Raw genomic sequence first — 21,016 nt, 5'->3', positions numbered from 1 at the left:
GGGAGGTCGTGCTGCTGATACGTTCGCCTCGGTGGGGCCCTTGATCAACTATGCGTCTGTGCGGTGCCGGCCGGAGTGGTTCGGGCGGGCGGCAGACGCGGTGAAAGTTGTCGTCATCGTTCGAAGGAGCTGAGTTGAAACTCAACGGAGTTGGCACCGCGCTGGGTGTCATGGCCACCGGTGCACTGGTGTTGTCAGGGTGCGGTAGCGACAACAGCGCCAACCAGGGCGCGCCGACATCGGGTTCGTCGTCCGCGGCGTCGTCAGCGAACGTAAACTGCGGCGGGACCAAGACGCTCAAGGCCAGCGGTTCCACCGCCCAGGCCAACGCGATGGCCCGCTTTGTCAACGCGTTCGAAACTGCATGTCCAGGCCAGACACTCAACTACACCGCCAACGGTTCGGGCGCCGGGGTGAACGAGTTCACGGGCAAGCAAACCGATTTCGGTGGCTCCGACGTGCCGCTGAGCACCGACGAAGCCGGCAAAGCCCAGGAGCGTTGCGGCTCGCCGGCGTGGAACCTGCCGACCGTGTTCGGGCCGATCGCGGTCACCTACAACCTCAAGGGCATCGACAAGCTGGTTCTCGACGGGCCGACGGCCGCGAAGATCTTCAACGGCACCATCAAGACGTGGGACGACCCGGCGCTCAAGGGACTCAACGGCGGCGCCAACCTGCCCGCCGAGCCGATTCACGTGGTGTTCCGCAGCGACGAGTCCGGGACCACCGCCAACTTCCAGGAGTACCTCGGGGCGGCATCAGACGGCGCCTGGGGCAAGCCCGGCGGTAAGACGTTCAACGGCGGTGTCGGTGAGGGCGCCAAGGGCAACGACGGCACCTCGGCGGCGGTGAAGAACACCGAGGGATCAATCACCTACAACGAGTGGTCGTTCGCCCAGGCGCAGAAGCTGAACATGGCCCAGATCGTCACCTCTGCGGGTCCGGACCCGGTGTCGATCAGCAGCGACTCGGTCGGCAAGACGATCTCGGGCGCGACGATCAAGGGCCAGGGCCACGACCTGGTGCTCGACACCAACTCGTTCTACAAGCCGACGCAACCCGGCTCCTACCCGATCGTGTTGGCAACCTACGAGATCGTCTGCTCGAAGTACCCCGACCCTCAGGTCGGTACGGCGGTCAAGGCTTTCCTGCAAGCCGCGATCGGCCCGGGCCAGGACGGTCTGGCTGACAACGGGTACATCCCGATCCCCGACAAGTTCAAGTCGAAGTTGTCGGACTCGGTCAACGCCATCTCCTGATCTTTCGGCTTTCATGGCCCGACGATCACCGCCGCGCCCCGGCACGCCGGAGTTGACGGTGACCAGTGTGGAGGCCGCGCGGCGCGGCGACCGACTATTCAAGTCGGTCGCCGTCGCCGCCGGTTTGACGATCGTGACCGCCCTCGTGCTGATCGCGATATTCCTCCTGATCCACGCCGTGCCGTCGCTGCGCGCAAACCACGCGAATTTCTTCACCAGCGCTCAATTCGACACCACCGACGCGGAGAAGCTGGCGTTCGGCATCCGTGACCTGTTCATGGTCACGGTGCTCAGCTCGTTGTTCGCTCTGGTGTTGGCCGTGCCGGTGGCGGTCGGGATCGCGGTGTTCCTCACCCAGTACGCGCCGGCGCAGCTGTCCCGGCCGTTCGGCGTGATCGTCGATCTGCTGGCCGCGGTGCCCTCGATCATCTTCGGGCTGTGGGGAATTTTCGTACTGGCGCCGCAGCTCATGCCGTTCGAGCTGTTGCTCAACCGGGACCTGGGCTGGCTGTTCCTGTTCAAGAAGGGCAACGTGTCGCTGGTCGGCGGCGGCACCATCTTCACGGCGGGCGTTGTCCTCGCGGTGATGATCCTGCCGATCATCTCGTCGGTGTCGCGAGAGGTGTTCCGGCAGACCCCACATCCGCAAATCGAGGCGGCGCAGGCGCTCGGCGCCACGAAATGGGAAGTGATCCGCATGACCGTCTTCCCGTTCGGTCGCAGCGGTGTCATCGCCGCGTCGATGCTGGGTCTGGGCCGCGCGCTGGGCGAAACCGTGGCGGTGCTGGTCATCCTGCGCGCGGCCGCGCAGCCGGGCCATTGGTCGCTGTTCGACGGCGGCTACACGTTTGCCTCCAAGATTGCCTCGGCAGCAACCGAATTCAGTGAACCGCTGCCCACGGGGGCCTACATTGCGGCCGGATTCGTGCTGTTCGTGCTGACCTTCCTGGTCAACGCCGCCGCCCGTGCGATCGCCGGTGGAAAGGTCAACGGATGAGCACCCAGACGCTCAGCCGGCCCGTCAAGCCGAGCGCGTTTCGCCATATCAGCATCGGGCGGCGAATCAAAAACCACGTCGCGACAACGCTTTTCCTCGCCTCGTTCGTCGTCGCACTGGTCCCGCTGGTGTGGGTGCTGTGGGTCGTCATCGCCAGAGGCTGGTACGCGGTCACCCGCTCCGGCTGGTGGACCCACTCGCTGCGCGGCGTGATGCCGGAGCAATTCGCCGGCGGCGTCTATCACGCGCTGTACGGGACGCTCGTACAAGCCGCTATGGCCGCAGTCCTCGCCGTGCCGCTGGGGCTGATGGTCGCGGTGTATCTGGCCGAATACGGACCCGATCGGCTGACCCGGTTGACCACGTTCATGGTCGACGTCCTTGCCGGGGTGCCGTCCATCGTCGCGGCGCTGTTCATCTTCGCGCTGTGGATCGCCACCCTGGGATTCGAGCAGTGCGGCTTCGCCGTGTCGCTGGCCTTGGTGTTGCTGATGTTGCCGATCGTGGTTCGCTCATGCGAGGAGATGCTCAAGCTGGTCCCCGACGAATTACGAGAAGCCAGCTACGCGTTGGGCATCGCGAAATGGAAGACGATCGTGCGGATCGTTTTTCCGGTTGCGCTGCCCGGCATCATCTCCGGCATCCTGCTGTCGATCGCACGCATCATCGGCGAAACGGCGCCGGTGCTGGTGCTGGTCGGCTACAGCCGCTCGATCAACTACGACATGTTCAAGGGCAACATGGCGTCGCTGCCGCTGTTGATCTACACCGAGCTCGACAATCCCGAACACGCCGGCTTCTTGCGGGTTTGGGGTGCGGCACTGACCCTGATCATCGTGGTCGTCGTCGTCAACCTGATCCCCGCGGCAGCCACCCGCCTGCTGGCCGCCCGCCGCCGCTAGACGGATCAGGTCGGCGGCAGCTTCACCACCCGGTCGTTGCCGCGGTCGGCGATGTAGATGTTGCGGTCCTTGTCCACCGCCACATCCAGGGGCGTGTTGAGTCCGTTGAACGGCAGCACGGTCGGCTTGTCGGAGCCGGACGCCAACTTGACCACCTGGCTGTTGTCATGCTCGGTGACGTAGACGGCACCCGTGTCGTCGACCGCAATACCCCACGGCACCGACAGGCCGGAGAACGGCAGCTCGGTCTGGTTGGTCGACCCAGCGTCCAGCTTCACCACCCGGTTGTTGTCGGAGTCGGTGACATAAACGTTGCCGGCGGTGTCGACGGCGACGCCGTCGGGGTGGTTGAGGCCGTTGAACGGCAGGTCCGTCGGGTTGCTCGACCCGGCGTCCAGCTTCACCACCCGGTTGTTGCCGCGGTCGGCGACGTACACCGCGCCGTTGCCGTCGACCGCCAGACCCTCGGGGTAATTCAGGCCGTTGAACGGCAGCTGCGTCTGGTTGTTCGACCCGGCGTCCAGCTTCACCACCCGGTTGTTGAAGTCGCTGACATACACCGCGCCGTTGCCGTCGACCGCCACGCCCTGCGGCTCGTAGAGGCCGGTGAACGGCAACACCGACGGGCTGCTCGATCCGGGCGCCAACTTCACCACCCGGCCGTACATGCCCTGGTTGGTGACGTAGACGTTGCCCGCATGGTCCAGCGCCACCCCGCCCGGAGAGAGGCGGAAGTTCAGCCCGTTGAACGGCAGCACCGCTTGACCGCCCGCATTCCGCGACGGGTGCGACGGCCCGAACACCAGGATTGCGACGGCCACCAGGACGCCGACGACAACCAGTGCGATTGCGCCCAGGATGGCCCACCGCTTGCGGTCGTCTTCGGCGTCGGGTGCCTTGCTGAAGTCGGGTGCACGCGCTGCGCCGCCCGCCGCCGGGACACCGGGTGAGCTCTGCCAGCGACTGCCGCCGGTGTCGGGAGGCGGCGTCCACGCCGGCTGCGTAAAGGTGTCGGCGCGGGGACCCGGGCCGGTGGAATGGTTGCGGAAACCGGCCAGCCGCGGGTCGGCGGCGCTGCCCAGCAGCGTGGCATCTTCGCCTTGCTTCAGAATCGAGGTGGCCTGGTGCTGGTCGCTGGTGGTCAGTGCGTTGTGGGCGGCCACGGCCAGATCCCCGGCGCTGCGGTAGCGGTCGTCCGGGTTTTTGGCCATGCCCTTGGCGATCACTTCGTCCAGGGCGGCCGGTACCTCGGCGGGTCGCTGCTGGCTCGGCCGCGGGGCGGGCTGCATCAGATGCGCCGCGATCAGCTGTTCGATGCTGTCCACCCGGTACGGCGGCGCCCCGGTCAGACATTCCGCCAGCACGCAGGCCAACGCGTAGATGTCGGACCGGTAGGTGACCTCGTTGCCGGAGAACCGCTCCGGGGCCATGTAGTTGTAGGTTCCGATCGCGGTGCCGGTCTGCGTAAGCCCGGGATCGGTTGCGGCACGGGCGATCCCGAAATCCACCAGGTAGGCGAAGTCGTTGCCGGTGATCAGAATGTTTTCCGGTTTGACGTCGCGGTGGGTCACTCCGGCGGCGTGCGCGGCGTCCAGCGCCGACGCGACCTGGCTCACAATCGCGACCGCCCGCGCCGGGCTCAGCGGACCGTTGCGCGCCAGCAGAGCGCGCAGCGAGGTCCCTTCGATCAGCCGCATGTCCACGTAGAACTGGCCGTTGATCTCGCCGTAGTCGTGGATCGGCACGACGTGCGGTTCGGTCAGCCGGCCCGCGGTGTCGGCCTCGCGCTGCATCCGCGCGCGAAACTCCGGGTTGCCGGAGAATTGCGACGAGATCAGTTTCAGCGCCACCACCCGGTGCTTACGGGTGTCCTCGGCCTCGTAAACCTCGCCCATGCCGCCGCGACCCAGCAGCCGCCTCAGCTGGTAGGGCCCAAACCACGTCCCCACCCGCGAACCTGGCTCGCTCACCGTCGACGCTCCCTTCGGCTAATCACGAGATGGCATTCACTGCCGTCTCGAGTTTCGATTGGAACGAACTCGGCAGCGGAATGTATCCGTACTGATCCAATCCTTCTTGCCCCGACCCAATTGTGGCCTGCATGAACGCCTTTACCGCAGCACCCGTCGCAGGATCGGGATACTTCGAGCAGACGATCTCGTAGGTCGCCAGCACCAGCGGATACGCGCCGGACTGGGTCGGCTTGTAAAACGACGACGTATCGACCACCAGATCGTTGCCCTGTCCCTTGAACCGGGCCCCCGCGATCGTCTTGCCGACCGATTCGGTGGTGATCGTCACCGGATCCGGGCCGGCGGACGTGATGATCTGCGCCATGTTCAACTGGTGTCCGACCGCGTACGACCATTCGTTGTAGGTGATCGATCCGTCGGTGCTCTTGAGGGCCAACGAGGTGCCGTCGTTGCCGACGGCGCCCTGGCCGACACCGCCGTTGAATTCCTCACCGGCGCCTTTGCCCCACGCACCGTCGGATGCGGCGTCCAGGTACGACTGGAAGTTGTAGGTAGTGCCGGACTTGTCGCTGCGGAACACGACGTTGATCGGCGTCGCAGGCAGGTTGGTGCCTTTGTTGAGCCCCGCGATCGCGGGATCGTTCCACATGGTGATCGCGCCGTTGAAGATCTTCGCCGTCGTCGGTCCGTCGAGGTTCAGCGAACTGACATTGTTGACGTTGTAGGTGATGGCGATCGGGCCGAACACCGCGGGCAGGTCCCACGCCGGCGAACCGCACCGCTGCTGGGCGCTGTCCGTCTCACCCTTGGTGGGGTCCAGCGGCTTGTCGGAGCCACCCAGGTCGGTGATGTTGCTGACGAACTGCTCCACGCCTTTGCCCGAGCCGTTGGCGTCGTAGTCGAGTGTGTGGCCCGGGCACGCCCGGATGTAGGCGTAGACGAATTGTTCTATGGCGTTCTTTTGCGCGGTCGAACCGCTGGCCTTGAGCTTCTGCTTGCCGCCGCACTGCACGGGCACCGATGTGGCGCTGGACGGAGCCGACGTATTGTGGTTGCCACCGCACGCCGACAACACCAGTCCGCTGACCGCCAGCAGGCTCAGCGCCGCGCTACATCGCTTGACCTTCACGCAATCCACCTTCCGTCGCACATCTGCGTCGTTGCCCGGCAACAGTCGGCAATAGAACGCCGAGCCTACCGACAACACTAAGCGTTCCGAGGTTGAACGAGCCCGCGTTTCGGCCTGCCGCAACCGACTACATGCTGTTCAGCGCCACCTGCGGATACCATTGGCTCGTGTCCACGGAGGCTCTTGGCGGGCGGCTGCCCGAACTGACCGGCGACGCGAGAGTCGATCGCTGGCGTGAGCACCGTGCCGCCGTACGGGCCGAATTGGTCGAGGCCACGCTGCGGGCGATCGAGGAATACGGCCCCGACCTGTCCATCGACGACGTGGTGCGCACGGCCGGCGTCCCGCGGCCCAAGCTGTACCGGTTCTTCGCCGACAAAGACACGTTGTTCAGCGCCGTCGGCGAACGCGTGCAGGCGATGGTGCTCGAGCGCGTGGTTCCCCGTTTCAGCGAGGCCGGCACCGCGCGCGAGCTGGTCCGCTCGGCGGTGGCCACCTACATCGACCTGGTCGACGAGCGGCCCAACCTGTTCCGCTTCCTAGTCGGGTCCCAGTTCACCGAACGCCGCTCGACCGAGGCGCTGATCGAGGGCGGCAGGCCACTGGCCAACGCCACCACCGAGGTGGTGGCGGGCATCCTGCGGGCGCGCGGGGGGCAGGCCGACGACCTTCAATACGCCGTCGATGCTTTGCTGGGCGGCGTGGCGCTCGGTGTGCTGCGCTGGCTGAACGAGCCGACGATCAGTAAGGACGAGCTCGTCGAGCAGCTGACCACGTTCTTGTGGGGCGCGTTGACGGCGACCGCCGCAGCGCGTGGTCTGTCCCTCGATCCGGACGAAAAACTGGCCTAGCGCTGGTTTCCCTGACTCTTGCGGGTCTCGGTCGGCCCGCGCTACTGTGACGACAGGCACATCGTACATGTAGTACTAGGTACTGGGGGTTCGAGAAAGGCCGTCGATGTCATGACCAATGCGGCACAGGCCAGCTATCCGACCACGCGGCGGATCCGCTTCCGATTCGGCGAGGACCACAGGTACGGAAAGTACTTCGTCAACAACGACATGGTGTTCAGCCACTTCGTGGCGGGGCTGTCGGGCTCGTTCCCGCCGGGCGAGGAGGCCTTCATCCGGTCGGTGCGCCGCTACGCCGACCGCATCACCGAACCGGTGCTGAGGAAACGGGTCAACGGCTTCATCGGACAGGAATCCACGCATGGGCAGGAGCATCGCCGGCTCAACGAGAAGCTCATCGAGATGGGCTACCCGATCGGGTGGTGGGATTCGGAGTCGTTGAAGCAAAAGCGGCTTCGGTTCGAAGAGTGGTTGGGCGGCCGACGCCATCTGGCGCTGACAGCGGCCGCCGAGCATTACACCGCGGTGTTGGCCGAAAGGGTGTTGTCCAGCGCCGAAATTCAAGCGATTCCCGGTGACGCGGAAGTGTGGAACCTGCTGAATTGGCATGCCCTCGAAGAACTCGAGCACAAGTCCGTGGCCTTCGACGTGTACCGCGCGGTGGGCGGCTCCGAGCGCATTCGCATCACGGTGATGGCTGTACTGCTCACCGTGATGATTCCGCTCACCACGGTCTTGTTGACGATCGCGCTGGCGCGCGACCCGATAGCGCGACGCCACCCGCTGCGGCTGATCCGCGAGGCCTACGACCTCTACCGGGGCCCGTTCTTCAAGGGCTTGATCGGCCAGCTAGCGAAATACCTGCGTCCGGGCTTCCACCCCGACGACATCGACACGACAGCACTTTTGGAGCAGTGGCGCGACGAACTCTTCGGCTCCGAGGGCGCTCTGGTCGACCACCTCAGGTAACCAAGGAGAAGACCGTCATGGGTGCTGCACAGCCGGAAAGCCTTTCGGCCAGAGCGTATCCCAAGGTGCGGCGGATCCGGTTCCGGTTCGGCGACGCGCGGCCGATGAAGCGTCACTTCGTTGAGGGCGACATCGTGCTGAGCCACCTGACCGCGCTATTGTCGGCGATATTCCCGCCCGGCGAGGAGGGCTTCATCAGGTCGGTGCGGCGCTTCGCCGATCACGTGACCGATCCCGAGCTGAAGAAGAGGGTCGCCGGTTTCATCGGCCAGGAGTCGGTGCACGGTCAAGAGCATCGACGGCTGAACGAGCAACTGGTGGCGATGGGTTATCCACTGGTCCGCCTGTTCATGTTCGACCACGACAGCAGGCGCCACAAGCTGCTGGTGCGTTACGAGAACCGGCTGCCCGGTTATCTGCATCTGGCGATGACTGCGGCAGCTGAGCACTACACGGCGACGCTTGCCCAGCGGATGCTCACCGACGAGATGCAGGCCATCCCAGGCGATCCCGAGGTGCGCAACCTGCTCAACTGGCATGCGATCGAGGAGCTGGAACACAAGTCGGTGGCTTTCGACGTCTATCGGGCGGTCGGCGGACCGGAGTGGATCCGCATCGGGGTGATGGCGGTGATCTACGTCCTCACCATCCCGGTGGTCACGGGCGGCGTGATTCTGTCGATCTTGATGGACCCCACCGGCTGGCATCCGATCACGGTGTGGCGTCAGACGATTGGCGTTTTCCGCGGCCCGCTGCTCAAAGGCGTGATGGCCGATTTGCGCAAGTACATGCGACCGGGCTTCCACCCGGACGACATCGACACCACGGAGCTGCTGGAAATCTGGCGTCAGCAATTGTTCGGCGACGACGGCGCGCTCGTCGACCGGCTTGCGTTGAAATCGCGCTCAGGGTCGTGATTTTCGCGAATCAACAGCCCTGAGCGCAAACTCAACGAGCCGGGGCGGGCGCGAGCATCTGCTTCCACCCGTCGTCGCCGATGTCGCTCGAGTTCTCCAGGTTGTACTTGACGCCGTCTGGGCCTACCACTTCTCCGCTGGACGGTAGATAGACAGCCGCGGGACTCGACGGCGTGTAGACACACGGGTTGGGCTGCTGGCCATTGCACTGCACCGTGCCCGAACCGGGCCGGGACAGTGGATCGTTGACCGGCGGCGGCGTGCCCGGCACCTTGTCGGCTTGCAGCGGGTTCAGGCCGTTGTTGACCGACGGCGCTGGTATCACCTCGCCGGGGTTGACCGGCTGGTCACAGCGCGCACCGGGCGCCGGGCAGTTACGAATCTGGTTGGGGTCGCCGTACCACGGGTTGGTGCCCAACGGAACATACGGCTTGGGGTCGCGGCACTCTCGCGGCGTCGCGGCGCGCTTGCCCGGCACGTCGACGCAGGGCAGGTTGCGCGCCCCGCGCACCACATTGGCCGGAGTGTCTTGGGGGATCTTGCAATACGTGCCCGTCGGCAGCGGCGCCGTGCTGGTGTCGGCCGGTGACCGCCACTCCGACGCTGGCAGGAATCCGGTCAGGCACGGCGGCGGATTGTTGAGCGAGAGGTTGAAGTCCATCAGCACCGACCCCGGGGCCGACGCGATCGCGGACTGCGCGACGGACCCGATCTCCGGCAGGAACACCAGTAACTGCTCGAGGCCTTTGTTGTAGCGCTTGAGCATGTCGGCGACGATTTCGAGGTTGGCCACCGTCTGCGGCAGCGCCTCACGGACGTCGCTGAACACCTCGGCCACCTGATCGGCGGTGGGCGGGGCCTTCGACAGGATGCGTTGCAGGCTGGTGTCATTCTGGGCGACTTGCGCGGTCAGCACGTTCAGGTTGTGGGACCAGCGTTCGATCGAATCGCCTGAGGTGACTTGGCTGTCGATGATCGGGGCGGAGTTCGCGATGATGTCGTTGACGTCGGAGAGGTTGTTCTTGAAGTCGCCGACGACCGTCTGGGTCGAGTCGACCAAGCGTTGCAGCGCCGGCCCCATGCCGCCGACCGCTTGCGCGGTCTCGTCGAGCAGCGACGCAATCTTGTTCTTGGGCAACACCGACAGGCCGCGGTTGGCGGCATCCAGCGCGGGCCCGATCTCGCTGGGCACCGTGCCCTTGGTGATGGTTTGGCCGGGCGAGAAGAACTTTCCCGGGTTGCCGGTGGAGACCAGGTCGAGGTATTGCTCGCCGACCGCAGACACCGAGTGCACATTGGCGGTGGCGTCGATGGGAATTCGGTAGCGCTTGTCGATCGACAGTGTGGCCCGCGCGCCGTTGACGGTTGGCTGGACTTTGGTGACCTTGCCGATCTGGATTCCGCGATAGGTCACATTGGAGGTGCGATACAAGCCGCCCGAGGCGGGCAGATCTGCGGTCAGCGTGTATTGGCCGATGCCGATCATGCTTGGGATGCGCAGGTAATACCAGCCCAGGGCAACGAGTGCGGCCACCGTCAGAATGGCGAACACGATCAACTGGTACCGGATGAAGCGGGTCAACATCGGTTACTCACCCCGTTCCACCGGAGCGTCGGCAGGGTTGGGCGAGAACCTGATGTCGGGAACCATGGTGGCGGGATCGCGCCCCCACGACTGCTCGAGTGCGCGCAGCATCCCCGAGATCCCGGTTCCGCTGAAAACAGCGTTGTCGATGGTGCTCAGCGTGAGGTCGAATGACCCGGAAACGTTGATGTAGTCGCCACGCACGATCTTTGGCACGCTGTCGATGGTGAACGGCGGGGAGAGCAATAGCCCCAGTGCGTCCACCAAATAGGGTGAGGCAAGGCCGAGTTGCTTCAGCGGCCGCTGCAGCAACTGCAGATCCTGGTGCAGGTCACCGCGTGACGCGGACAGCGTCTGGTCGGCGACGTCGCTGAGCCGCCCCACCGCGTCGACGGCATTGATGAACAGGTCACGCTGGTCTTCGAAATGCTTTGCCAGCGGCGGGAACTCGGTGAGCGCCCGATCGATGACATCGGAGCGCCCGGCCACATAGCCGAGTAGCCGGTTGGTCGAATCGATCGCGTGGGTGACGTCGCCGCGCTGCTGGTTGAGCTTGGCGACGAAGGTGTCCAGCTTATGCAAGAACTCCCGGAACTGCTGCGCCCGCCCGTGCAGCATGTTGTAGACCTCGTTCTGGATCACCTCGATGTTCGGAATCCCGCCGCCGCGCAGCACCATCGCCAGACTCGCCAGGGTCTGCTCGATCGACGGATAGGCCGAGGAGTTCTTCAGCGGAATGGTGTCGCCGTCCTTCAGCAACTGCGGCGACGGGTTCGGCGGCGCGGCTAGCTCGACGTGCTGAGAACCCAGCAGGCTGGTCTGGCCGATCTTGGCGGTGGCGTTCTTCGGCAGCCGGACACCCTTGTCCAAATCTATCGTCAGGGTGGCGACCCAGTTCTTCAGGTTGATCGCGCGCACGGTCCCGACGAAGACATCTGCCACCAGGACCCGGCTGTTTCCGTTGAGCGCCAACGTGTTCGGGATCTGCACGTAGACGGTGTAGGAGCCTGGTCCGCTGCCGGGCCCGCCGGGCAGCGGCACGTTGGAGATGCCGCGCCAGTTCCCGCACGACGTCAACACGACCGCGCTCACCAACAAAGCCAAAACGCGTCGCGTGACCCGCCTCATGATCCCGGTCCTGCCGGTCCGGGCGCCTCGGCGGCACCGAGCGGCGCTTGAGCCGGCGGCGGTGGCGGGGCCGCGGTCGGCGACGGCAGCGGCTGCGGGTACCACGGCGGCGGCAGCGGGTTGTTCTGGTCGTAGGCGTTCGGCGGACCGGGCATGTTCTGCCCCGGCGGTGGCGGGGTGATGTCCGGACCACCCATCAACTCCTCCAACGACTCCGGCGTCAACATCGCCGCCGTGGCCGGCCCGACCTGAACTCCCTGCATGCCCGGCGCGACGATCCAGCCGGGCTCGGAGTTTCGGTGCGACCACGGGGTATCCCGCGAAAAGATCCCGGGCACGGTGGTGTCCTTGTAGCCGGGCGGCGGTTGCAGCCGCGGCTCGGAGTACGCGACGTTCTTGGGCAAGGTGTCGGCGGAGCTGAACAGGTTCATCCCGAACGGCGCATAGTTGAACTTGATCGCATCCAGAATCGGCGCCAGATACTGCGCACACAGCTCGGCGGACTCTTGATACCCCAGCCGGCTGCCGGCCTGAATTGCGCTGCAGATGAACTGCATTGGATTCGCGAAGTTGACCAGCGCCGGCACCCCGGTCAGGCTGCCGTGCGCCGGCTCGTAGATCCCGAGCACGTTGGCGGCCATCGTGGGCAGGATGTGCAGCGCAGTCTCCAAACCATCCCTCGGCGTGTCCTGCACAATCGCGGTAGTCGCTTCGGAGAGGTTGTTGACGTCATGGGCCAGCACGTCACGGTTCTCGGAAAAGAACGTGCGTGCGGTGTCCAGCAAGTCGTCGGTCTGCTGAATCGCGTTGGCGGCGGCCTGATCTGAGGAAGTCAGCGCATTCGTGAACTGAGCCAGGTCCTTGTTCAGTGCGACGAACTGCTGATCGTCTTGGTGCAGGGCGTTGACGAACAGCGCCAGGCTGCGCAGCACGGCGAAGAAGTCGCCGCGCCCCTCGTCGAGGGTGGTCAAGGCCTGCGACAGGTTGTCCAGCGTGGCGTTGATCTGCTTGCCCTTGCCGGCCAGCCCGTCGGCGAACGATTCCACGATGTCGCCGAACGGGCCCTTGGGCTGTTCGGGTGTGGGGCCAAGTTTGTCGATGATGTTGGTGAATTGGTTGCGCAGGTCGTCCCATTCCACCGGCACCTGGGTGCGTTCGATGGGGATGACCGCGCGGTCGGCCAGCACCGGCCCGCCCTTGTACGGCGGCTCCAGCTGGATGGCCCGCGACGCGACCAGCGTCGGGTTCAAAATGACCGCCTGCGCGTTGGCGGGCACCTTGTAGCGGCTCTGGTAGTGAAAGGTCACTTTCATCTTGTCGCCGGCCGGCTCGATCTTGTCGATCGCGCCGACTCGGATGCCCATGATCTGAACCTTGTCACCCGTATACAGCGCGTCGGCCTGCGGAAAATACGCCACCACAGTGGTATTCGTCAGTCGGTGATAGACCTGCCAGCCCACGAACGCGGCGACCAGACTCAGCAGCAGCACGGCCGACCCGATCACGACCGATGCCCGCGACAGCGACGGCAGCCGGACGTTGTGGATATCGAAGATGGTGCTCAATACTGGCCTCCGGTCCCATCAGGCGTGATGAACGGCGCTGGCAGCTGCGGACCGGGACCGGGCGGCGCCGGCGGTCCCGGCGGCAGCCCGGGCGCGAACGTCGACGGCGGCGCGGGCGGGCCGGCCGGTCCCAACGGCTCGCTGCGGCCCCCGGGCGGACCCGGCGCGATCGGCACCGGCGTGCCCGGAACGTCCGGCGGTGCTTCGCCCGGCCGGCCGGCGATCGGGATCCCCGGTGTCGGCGGCAAGCCGTGCGGATTGGCCGGCGCGGGTCGTACGTCGGGCGCGCCGGGATACGGGCCGTTGACTCCGAACGGCCCCTCGCTTTGATCGACGCCTGCACACGGCATCGGATTACCGGGTCGCGGCAACAATTCCGGCGGCGGCGCGTACGAGCACGGCGAGCCCGGCGCCACAGCGGGCCCCGGATGATCCGGCGTGCCCTCCAGCACCGGCGGCGCCGGCGGCGGCGCCCCGTTGGGGAACCGGGTGCCGTTCGGGTCGGGGAACCGGAACGCCGGCAATCCCGCGCTGCGCCAGAAGTCCTCCGGATCGATACCGCGCTTCTTGAACGCCGCATCCACCCACGGCTGCAGAATCCAGTACGGCAGGATGTTGGCGACCATCACCTTGAAGTACGGGCCGGAGCCGACCGCCTCGCTCAGCGCCGCGGTGTAGTTGCGCAGCGTGGTCAGCACGGACGCCAGGTCGTTCTTGTGCTTGGCCAATATGTCGGTGACGGTGCGCAATTGCTCGAGCAGATGATGCAGGTTGGGGTTGTCGCGTATCAGCCCCCGTACCTGGTTTGAGAAGGACGCCACGTTTCTCAGCAGCGCCTCGACGGCCCGCCCGCGTTGGTTGAACGCCGCCAGCAAGGCTTGGGCGTTCACCAGCAGCGCGTTGATCTGCTTACTGCGGTCGCCCAGGACATCGGCCACCTTTCTGGCCCGCTCGAGCAGATGCCTGATCTCCTCGTCGCGCTTGCCCACGGTCTCGGAGAACTTGGCCACCCCGTCCAGGGCTGCGCTCAGATGCGGATAAGTCCGATCGATGGTGTGCGACAACACATTCAGCGACCGCTTGACGGTTTCGATGTCCCAGCCGGCGGCGGCCTTGGTGACGTCGAAGAACGCGTCGTAAATCTGATACGGGGTGGTGCTCTGGCCGAGCGGCAAAACGCCGCCCGGGCGCAGCTTTTCGTGACCGCGCGGCTCGATCTCGAGCACCTTCTTGCCCAGGATTGTCTCGGTCTTGATCGCCAGCCGGCTCTCGGTGCCCACCGTGTGGGTGCCCGTAGTGAACTTGATCAGAATGTGGTCGCCGTCGATTTTGAGGCTCTGCACAATGCCGACGTCCTTGCCGGCGATGCGCACCTTGTCGTTCTTGCTCAGTCCACCGGTGTCGGTGAACTGCCCGTAGTAGCTCGGGGTGGCGAACAGCATCGGCACACTGCTGAAGCTTTGGCCTACCCCGACGACGAGCAGCGCCACGACGATGGCCAAGGCGCCGATGCGGACCCGGTTGGCGGGTTCGAGCGTTCTCATTGCCGGGTGCACCTGCCCGTCGGCTGCTGCCAGAGCCTGACCGTGCGGACCGGTCCGCCGGGTTGCAGCCCGTTGACGGTGAGCGACGCGTCGCACAGGTAGAAGTTGAAGAAGTCGCCGTAGATGCCGCTGGCGCGCCCGATGCGGTTGAACGCATCCGGCAGCTTGGTCAGCATGTTGTCGAGTCGGTCACGCCCGTCCACCAGCGGCTGCGCGACGACCTCCAAGCGACTCACGGTGTCGTGCAGCAGGTTTCGGTTGTCAGCCAGCAGGTCGGCCACCGTACCGGCGGCGTTGCTGATATGCGCGGTGCCGGCCGCCAGCGGATCGGCACGGTTTTTCAACCCGGTGACTAGTTTCTCGACGTCGTCGACGGCTGCGTCGAATTCCTTGCGGTGCTTGACCGTAGTGTCCAACACGGTGTTGAGGTTCTTGATCACCTCGCCGATCGCGTCGTCACGTTGTGCCAGATGTTCGGTCAACTGCGCGGTTTGGTCGAGAATGTCGTTGATGGTGCCGCCCTCGCCCTGGAACACGGTGATGATGGCCGAGGCGAGGCTGTTGACCTTCTCGGGATTGAGCGCGCGGAACAATGGCTTGAAACCCCCGATCAGCGCGTCCAGGTCCAGAGCCGGCTGGGTGCGGGCCAGCGGGATGAATCCCCCTGGGGGAAGCACCCGTTCGGCGTTTTCGCCCGTGCCACGGTCGAGTTCCAGATAGCGGTTGCCGATCAGGTCCTGATAGCGGATCGCCGCGGTTGTCGACTGGTACAGCTGGATCGAGCGGTCGACGGTGAACTCGACCCGTATTCGCTTGTCCCCGTCGACTAGGTCGACACTTTTGACCTTGCCCACCTCGACGCCCGAGGCGCGGACGAACTGGCCGGCGCGCAACCCGCTGGCATTGGAGAACTCTGCGGAATAGCTGTTGGTCTTGTCGAATCGCACCTGGCCGAAAACAACGATGATGACGGCGGTGAACACCAGTTGCACCGACGCGATGGCGGCGAGTCGAATAATGGTTCCGCGGATTTTCATGGGTTGATCGTGTTCTCCCCGTACTGGCGGCCCCACACGTATTCGGTGGCGAGGGGCTGGCTGATCTCGAAGTGGTTGTACGGCGCGATGCTGTTGCCGGTGTCCATCACCAGATAAGGCGCCGGCCACAAATCACGGGTGATCGGCTGCCAGCAGCCCGCCGAGCCGCCGGGTCCGCCCCGGGCGTTCACCCGCGGCAGGTTGTCCGGGTAGACATACGGGTTCTCCGCGCCGTTGAGCGAAACACCAAGCCGTGCAGAGTAACTGTTGCCGCTTTCCAGCTCGCCGATTTTGGGGACCAGTTTGGCGAAGTTGCGGAATGTGCAGAGGATCTCGGGGCTGTAGGTGTCGAGCAGGCGGGCAGTGGGCACTAGATCTGCGAGCAGGCGCTGCAGATACGGCCGGGCCTTCTCGAAGGTGTCCGCCGCGGTGTTGGCGAATCCGGTCGCCGCCAGCAGGGCCGAATCCACGTCGGCCTGCTGGCGGTTGAGCGTGCGTGCGGTGGTGATCGCATTGTTCAGCGCGTCAAAGAGATTCGGTGCGTTGTCGGCGTAGATGTCGCCGAGCGCCGCGAGCTGAGCGATGTCGTGGCGGATGGTCGGCATCTGCGGGTTGACGTCGTCGAGGATCGCGTTGCCGTTGACGATCGACTGACCGAACCGCTCGCCCAGCCCGCTCAGTGCCTGCGCGGCGGCACTCAGTGTCAGGTTCACCTTGACCGGATCGACCTTCTCCGCGATCTGGGTGAGCGTCTCGAACAAGGTGTTGAATTCGGTGGTCACCGATATCGCGTTGATCACGTGCTGCGGCGTGATCCGTTGCGGCGACGGGTTTTGCGGGGAGGTGAACGACACGTATTTGTTGCCGAACACGGTCGTCGCCTGGATCTTGGCCTTGACGTTGGACGGAATCAGTTGCACGTATTGCGGATCCACGTCGAGGGTGAACTTGGCGGCAGGTTCGCCGTCGTGCTGAACCTCGGAGATCTCGGCCACCCTGCCGATGCTGACGCCGTTGAAGGTGACCTTGGAGCCGCGGTCCATCACCAGTCCTGCCCGGCCGGCCAGCATCGTCAGCCGCGTCTTCGGTGTGAAATTGCCGCGAAACTGCCAGTAGGTCAACGAAAGTACCAGCGCGCATGCCAGCAACAACCCGAGGCCCGCCACCAGGTCCGGCCAGCTTCGCGTCTTGCGTTCCTTGATCGGAATCGTCATGGCGGCTACACCGTGAGGTTGAAGTTCGGGTCGACGCCGTAGAGCGCAAGCGAGGTCAGCAGGACAACGATCACGGTCGACACCAGCGAGAAACGCATCGATCGGCCGACCGCCTCGCCCACCCCGACCGGACCGCCGCTGGCGGTGTACCCGTAGTAGCAGTGGGTGATCATCACGATCACCGCCATGACGATGACCTCGGCCCCCGACCAGAACACGTCTTCGGTGCGCAGGAACGTCCGGAAGTAGTGCTCGTAGGTTCCCACCGACTGTCCGTAGAACAGCGTCGTGACAGTCTGCCCGGACAGGAACGACATCACGAGCGCCATCGCATACAACGGGACGACCACCACCAGCCCGGCCATCAGACGCGTCGACACCAGAAATGCGATCGACTTGATGCCCATCACTTCCAGCGCGTCGATCTCTTCGCTGATCCGCCTGGCGCCCAATTCGGCTGTGGCGCCGGCACCTACGGTCGCGGCCAGCGCGACGCCGGTGACGACGGCGGTGACAACGCGGACGTTGGCCAGTGCGGCGAAGAATCCGGTGAACGCCTCGACGCCGATGTTGCCCAGCGACGCGAAACCCTGGATGGCGATCAACGAGCCGCCGGACAGTGTGGTGAAACCGATGATCGACGCGGTGCCGCCGATGACGGCCATCGCGCCGGTGCCCATGCCGATCTGGGCGATCAGCCGCAGCGTCTCCCGGCGGTAGCGGCGCAGCGCCCACCCGATCGACCAACTGCCGGCAAGCGCGAACCGGGCCATTTTGCCGGCCTCACGAATTGCCCGGGTCGTGCCTCCGACATAGTGCTCGACATTGGCGACCGTGCGCGGGTAGCGGGCGCGAATGACGGTGGCCGTGGACATCTCAGCGCCCCGTCCCGAACCGCACACCGATGGTGGTCAGCACCACGTTGACCGCGAACAGCGCGAGCACGCACAACACCAGCGTCTCGTTGACCGCGATGCCGACGCCCTTGGGACCGCCCTTGGTGGTCAGGCCGCGGTAGCAGCCCACCAAACCGGCGATCACCCCGAATATCGCCGACTTGACCATTGCGATGACCACTTCGGGCAGACCGGTGACCAGCGTCAGGGTCGCGAGATAGGCGCCGCCCGACACGTTTTGGAGCTTGACGCCGAAAAAGAAGCCGCCGATCAGTCCGATGGTGATCACCGTGCCGTTGAGCAGCGTCGCGACGAACGTCGCGGCGACCACCCGCGGCACCACCAGCCGGTGGATCGGGTCGATGCCGAGCACCTCCATCGCGTCGATCTCCTCGCGGATGGTGCGGGCGCCCAGGTCGGCGCAAATGGCCGTCGACCCGGCGCCGGCCACCACCAGCACGGTGGTCAGCGGTCCCAGTTGGGTGACCGCGCCCAGCGCGGCCCCGGCGCCGGACAGGTCCGCGGCGCCGAACGCCGACAGCAGGGTGTTGAGCGTGAAGACGATCAGCACTGTCAGCGGGATCGACACCGCGATGGTCGGCAACAGCGCGACCCGCATGATGAACCAGCACTGGTAGATGGTTTCGCGCCAATGGAAAGGCACCCGGAACAGCGCTTTACCGGTCAGCACACACATCCGGGCGAAACCGCCGACCGTTGCCAGCGGGGGCGTGATCTGGTCACGGACGTAGTCGGTGAGCCGCGCCGGCGTCTGCGTCGCGGTCGTCACCGCTGCCTCGTCGCCGTTCTAGCGCCCGCTGGGCAGCACGCGACGTGACAACATCTGTTTCCCATGGGCCACACTATGTAACAAGAATCACACTAAGCGCACGAGACACGCTGCAGTAGGCGGGGCGAAGTCAATGGCGATTCTCGGCAGTCCGCTGGATGTTGATGCCTTTTAGATACAGATGTAAATTTGATGTATGATTCGAACGCAGGTCCAGCTCCCCGATGGGCTTTACCGCGACGCCAAGCGGATCGCGCACGAGCACGAGATGACCCTCGCCGAGGTCGTTCGTCGCGGGCTTGAGCACATGGTGCGGATTTACCCGAGACGCGACGAGGCGGGCGATGTCTGGCAGCCGCCCGCGCCGCGTCGACTCGGTTCGTTTCGGGTTTCCGACGACGCGTGGCGCGAGCTCGCCAACGAGGCGTAAGCGCCGTGCTCTCGATCGATACCAATGTCCTGTTGTATGCCCAAAATCAGGATTGCCCCGAACACGACACTGCCGCCGCCTTTCTCGTCGAGTGCGCTGATCGCACCGACGTAGCGGTCTGTGAGCTCGTGCTTCTGGAGCTGTATCAATTGCTGCGGAACCCGGCGGTGGTGACGCGACCGCTCGATGGGCCCGATGCGGCCGAGGTCTGTCAGGCGTTCCGCCGCAACCGGCGATGGGCGCTCATCGAAAACGCCCCGGTGATGAACGACGTATGGGTGCTCGCGGCCACACCCGGAGTCGCTCGCCGGCGCCTATTCGATGCACGGCTGGCGCTGACCTTGCGCCACCATGGTGTCGACGAGTTCGCCACGCGAAACGTCAACGACTTCAAGGAGTTCGGCTTCTCGCGGGTGTGGGATCCGATCACGCACGGAGGAAGTCCAGCAGCAGCTGGTTGACGATCGCCGGTTGCTCGATCTGCGGACAGTGGCCGGCCTCCTCGACCACCGCCGAGCGGCCGTCGGGGATTTGGTCGGCGATCTCTTTGGCCCAGCCGGGCGGCAGCAGCTTGTCGCAGTCGCCCTCGACGACCAGCACAGGTACCGAGATGCGCTCGTAGGCCCGGTTACTCGACGGCGCAGGCGGCGGAGTTGCGCCGGGCCGGCGAAACCGCGCGGCGGCGACGGCCTCCCAGGCGCCGGGTGCGGTGGCCGATTCATGGCGCCGCCGCACATACTCATCGTCGGCCGGATAGGCGGGATCGTGAAACAGCGCCCCCACAATGCGGCGCATGCCCTCGACGGTGGCGTCGTAGTCGTAAAGCGCGTCCGTGTGCTGGTTGCGCTGGATCTCGCCGCCGCCGCAGATGGTCACGATGCTGCGCACCGGTAGCAGCGGCGCATCTGAGGTGGCGTCGACGAGCAGGTTGATGGCGCCCATCGAGTTTCCGACGAAATGCGCTGACGAGACGTCCATCTCGGCGCAGAACCGCGCGATGTGGCGGATGCGCATCCCGCGGCCGTCGTTGAAGTCGACGACTTTGGCCGACTGACCGAAGCCCAGCATGTCCGGCGCGAGCACATGGTAATGCGCAGCGAGCGCGGGAATGGTTTGCTCCCAACCGATTTCGGCGCTAGCGCCGAATTCTCCGCCGTGCAGCAACACCACCGGTTCGCCGGCGCCGGCTTCCAGATAGCTGGTGACCAGCCCGTCGACCACGGTTGTTTTACGCCGCCAGGGGTTCATGCCGTGCCCGGGGCCGAGCGTGTGAACGTCAGCACCTGTGAGGCCAGCAGGTCGAGCTGGGCCCGCACGGTGGCGTCCGCCAATCCGCCGGCCTCGTCCCATATCTGGTCCGCCGAGTTGATCGCGACGCCCAGCGGAGTGGGCCAGGCGCGCAACGCGTGACCGATCGCCCGGAGTTGGTCGAGCGTACCGACGGCCGCCTGCCACCCGTACGCGCAGCTGATGCAGCCCCACGGCTTGTTGTCGAGGTAGACCCGGGAGTCGTCGCGCATGTCCTCGATGTAGTCCAGTGCGTTTTTCACCAGCCCGGAGATACCGCCGTGGTATCCGGGTGACGCGACGACGACGGCGTCGGCCTGGCGCAGTGCGCCGATCAGCTCGACGGCTTTGTCCGTGCGGGCCGGATCGTGCGGGTTGTACATCGGCAGCTCGATGTCCTCGCCGCAGTACAGTTTGGTGCGTCCACCTTGGCGCCGGGCAGCTTCCAGGCAGTGCCGCAAGGCCCGCTCGGTCGAGGAGTTCGATCGCAGCGTGCCGCCGACACCGACGACCAGTGGACCGACAGATTCCGTCATCATCATT

The 21,016-nt window shown here is 65.4% G+C and carries 20 protein-coding genes; 8 read left to right on the top strand and 12 right to left on the bottom strand.

Annotated features, from left to right (window positions below; genetic code table 11):
* Positions 1-134 precede the first annotated feature (134 nt).
* The 3 genes from pstS (G6N47_RS11665) to pstA are packed head-to-tail and all read left to right on the top strand — an operon-like array spanning position 135 to position 3,158.
* The gene (pstS, locus tag G6N47_RS11665; protein WP_083133927.1) at positions 135-1,259 is read left to right on the top strand and encodes a phosphate ABC transporter substrate-binding protein PstS; all 1,125 of its coding nucleotides are present in this window, start codon (positions 135-137) and stop codon (positions 1,257-1,259) included.
* Positions 1,260-1,272: 13 nt separating this feature from the next.
* Complete coding sequence (pstC, locus tag G6N47_RS11660; RefSeq protein ID WP_083133928.1) at positions 1,273-2,256, top strand: phosphate ABC transporter permease subunit PstC; 984 nt, start codon at positions 1,273-1,275, stop codon at positions 2,254-2,256.
* The gene (gene pstA, locus G6N47_RS11655) at positions 2,253-3,158 is read left to right on the top strand and encodes a phosphate ABC transporter permease PstA (protein ID WP_083133929.1); all 906 of its coding nucleotides are present in this window, start codon (positions 2,253-2,255) and stop codon (positions 3,156-3,158) included. Before pstC ends, pstA begins: the two co-directional genes overlap by 4 nt.
* A 5-nt stretch (positions 3,159-3,163) precedes the next feature.
* Here pstA and G6N47_RS11650 read toward each other — a convergent pair whose 3' ends face one another.
* Positions 3,164-5,128: a serine/threonine-protein kinase PknD gene (locus tag G6N47_RS11650; RefSeq protein WP_083133930.1), complete on the bottom strand. Its 1,965-nt coding sequence runs from the start codon at positions 5,126-5,128 to the stop codon at positions 3,164-3,166.
* Positions 5,129-5,150: 22 nt separating this feature from the next.
* On the bottom strand, positions 5,151-6,260 hold the full coding sequence (gene pstS, locus G6N47_RS11645) for a phosphate ABC transporter substrate-binding protein PstS (protein WP_083133981.1): 1,110 nt from the start codon (positions 6,258-6,260) through the stop codon (positions 5,151-5,153).
* 131 nt (positions 6,261-6,391) lie between these two features.
* Between pstS (G6N47_RS11645) and G6N47_RS11640 the strand changes: the two genes are divergently transcribed.
* From G6N47_RS11640 to G6N47_RS11630, 3 genes are all read left to right on the top strand, one after another.
* Positions 6,392-7,111 (top strand): TetR/AcrR family transcriptional regulator, encoded by a 720-nt coding sequence (locus G6N47_RS11640; protein WP_083133982.1) that lies wholly within the window; start codon positions 6,392-6,394, stop codon positions 7,109-7,111.
* A gap of 111 nt (positions 7,112-7,222) precedes the next feature.
* Complete coding sequence (locus G6N47_RS11635) at positions 7,223-8,080, top strand: metal-dependent hydrolase (protein ID WP_083133931.1); 858 nt, start codon at positions 7,223-7,225, stop codon at positions 8,078-8,080.
* A gap of 17 nt (positions 8,081-8,097) precedes the next feature.
* Positions 8,098-8,997: a metal-dependent hydrolase gene (locus G6N47_RS11630; protein WP_083133932.1), complete on the top strand. Its 900-nt coding sequence runs from the start codon at positions 8,098-8,100 to the stop codon at positions 8,995-8,997.
* A gap of 31 nt (positions 8,998-9,028) precedes the next feature.
* On the opposite strand, the gene G6N47_RS11625 is transcribed toward G6N47_RS11630, so the two are convergent.
* From G6N47_RS11625 to G6N47_RS11590, 8 genes are read right to left on the bottom strand one after another with little or no spacing between them, the layout of a single operon-like run.
* The gene (locus G6N47_RS11625) at positions 9,029-10,582 is read right to left on the bottom strand and encodes a virulence factor Mce family protein (RefSeq protein WP_083133933.1); all 1,554 of its coding nucleotides are present in this window, start codon (positions 10,580-10,582) and stop codon (positions 9,029-9,031) included.
* Positions 10,583-10,585: 3 nt separating this feature from the next.
* Positions 10,586-11,710 (bottom strand): virulence factor Mce family protein, encoded by a 1,125-nt coding sequence (locus tag G6N47_RS11620; RefSeq protein WP_083133983.1) that lies wholly within the window; start codon positions 11,708-11,710, stop codon positions 10,586-10,588.
* Positions 11,707-13,275 (bottom strand): virulence factor Mce family protein, encoded by a 1,569-nt coding sequence (locus tag G6N47_RS11615; protein WP_083133934.1) that lies wholly within the window; start codon positions 13,273-13,275, stop codon positions 11,707-11,709. Before G6N47_RS11615 ends, G6N47_RS11620 begins: the two co-directional genes overlap by 4 nt.
* Positions 13,272-14,819: an MCE family protein gene (locus G6N47_RS11610; protein WP_083133935.1), complete on the bottom strand. Its 1,548-nt coding sequence runs from the start codon at positions 14,817-14,819 to the stop codon at positions 13,272-13,274. The genes G6N47_RS11615 and G6N47_RS11610 overlap by 4 nt, the downstream gene beginning before the upstream one ends.
* Complete coding sequence (locus G6N47_RS11605) at positions 14,816-15,856, bottom strand: virulence factor Mce family protein (RefSeq protein WP_083133936.1); 1,041 nt, start codon at positions 15,854-15,856, stop codon at positions 14,816-14,818. Before G6N47_RS11605 ends, G6N47_RS11610 begins: the two co-directional genes overlap by 4 nt.
* On the bottom strand, positions 15,853-17,070 hold the full coding sequence (locus G6N47_RS11600; protein ID WP_083133937.1) for an MCE family protein: 1,218 nt from the start codon (positions 17,068-17,070) through the stop codon (positions 15,853-15,855). Before G6N47_RS11600 ends, G6N47_RS11605 begins: the two co-directional genes overlap by 4 nt.
* 5 nt (positions 17,071-17,075) lie before the next feature.
* A complete protein-coding gene (locus tag G6N47_RS11595) occupies positions 17,076-17,945 on the bottom strand; it encodes an ABC transporter permease (RefSeq protein WP_083133938.1) in 870 nt (289 codons plus the stop codon).
* A 1-nt stretch (position 17,946) separates the two neighbouring features.
* A complete protein-coding gene (locus G6N47_RS11590; RefSeq protein ID WP_083133984.1) occupies positions 17,947-18,663 on the bottom strand; it encodes an MlaE family ABC transporter permease in 717 nt (238 codons plus the stop codon).
* A 289-nt stretch (positions 18,664-18,952) separates the two neighbouring features.
* On the opposite strand from G6N47_RS11590, the gene G6N47_RS11585 reads away from it, so the two are divergent.
* Positions 18,953-19,186 (top strand): antitoxin, encoded by a 234-nt coding sequence (locus G6N47_RS11585; RefSeq protein WP_083133939.1) that lies wholly within the window; start codon positions 18,953-18,955, stop codon positions 19,184-19,186.
* 5 nt (positions 19,187-19,191) lie between these two features.
* Entirely contained in the window at positions 19,192-19,647 is a 456-nt protein-coding gene (locus G6N47_RS11580; RefSeq protein WP_083133940.1) for a TA system VapC family ribonuclease toxin, read from the top strand.
* Here G6N47_RS11580 and G6N47_RS11575 read toward each other — a convergent pair.
* Positions 19,613-20,434 (bottom strand): alpha/beta fold hydrolase, encoded by an 822-nt coding sequence (locus tag G6N47_RS11575; protein WP_083133941.1) that lies wholly within the window; start codon positions 20,432-20,434, stop codon positions 19,613-19,615. The two genes, G6N47_RS11580 and G6N47_RS11575, sit on opposite strands and share 35 nt — an antisense overlap.
* A complete protein-coding gene (locus G6N47_RS11570) occupies positions 20,431-21,009 on the bottom strand; it encodes an NADPH-dependent FMN reductase (RefSeq protein WP_083133985.1) in 579 nt (192 codons plus the stop codon). The genes G6N47_RS11575 and G6N47_RS11570 overlap by 4 nt, the downstream gene beginning before the upstream one ends.
* Between the last annotated feature and the right edge of the window lie 7 nt (positions 21,010-21,016).

This window comes from Mycobacterium branderi (assembly GCF_010728725.1).
GTDB classification, from domain to species: Bacteria; Actinomycetota; Actinomycetes; order Mycobacteriales; family Mycobacteriaceae; genus Mycobacterium; species Mycobacterium branderi.
Note: the sequence above shows the minus strand (reverse complement) of the source record. Positions and strands in the feature narration are given on the sequence as shown.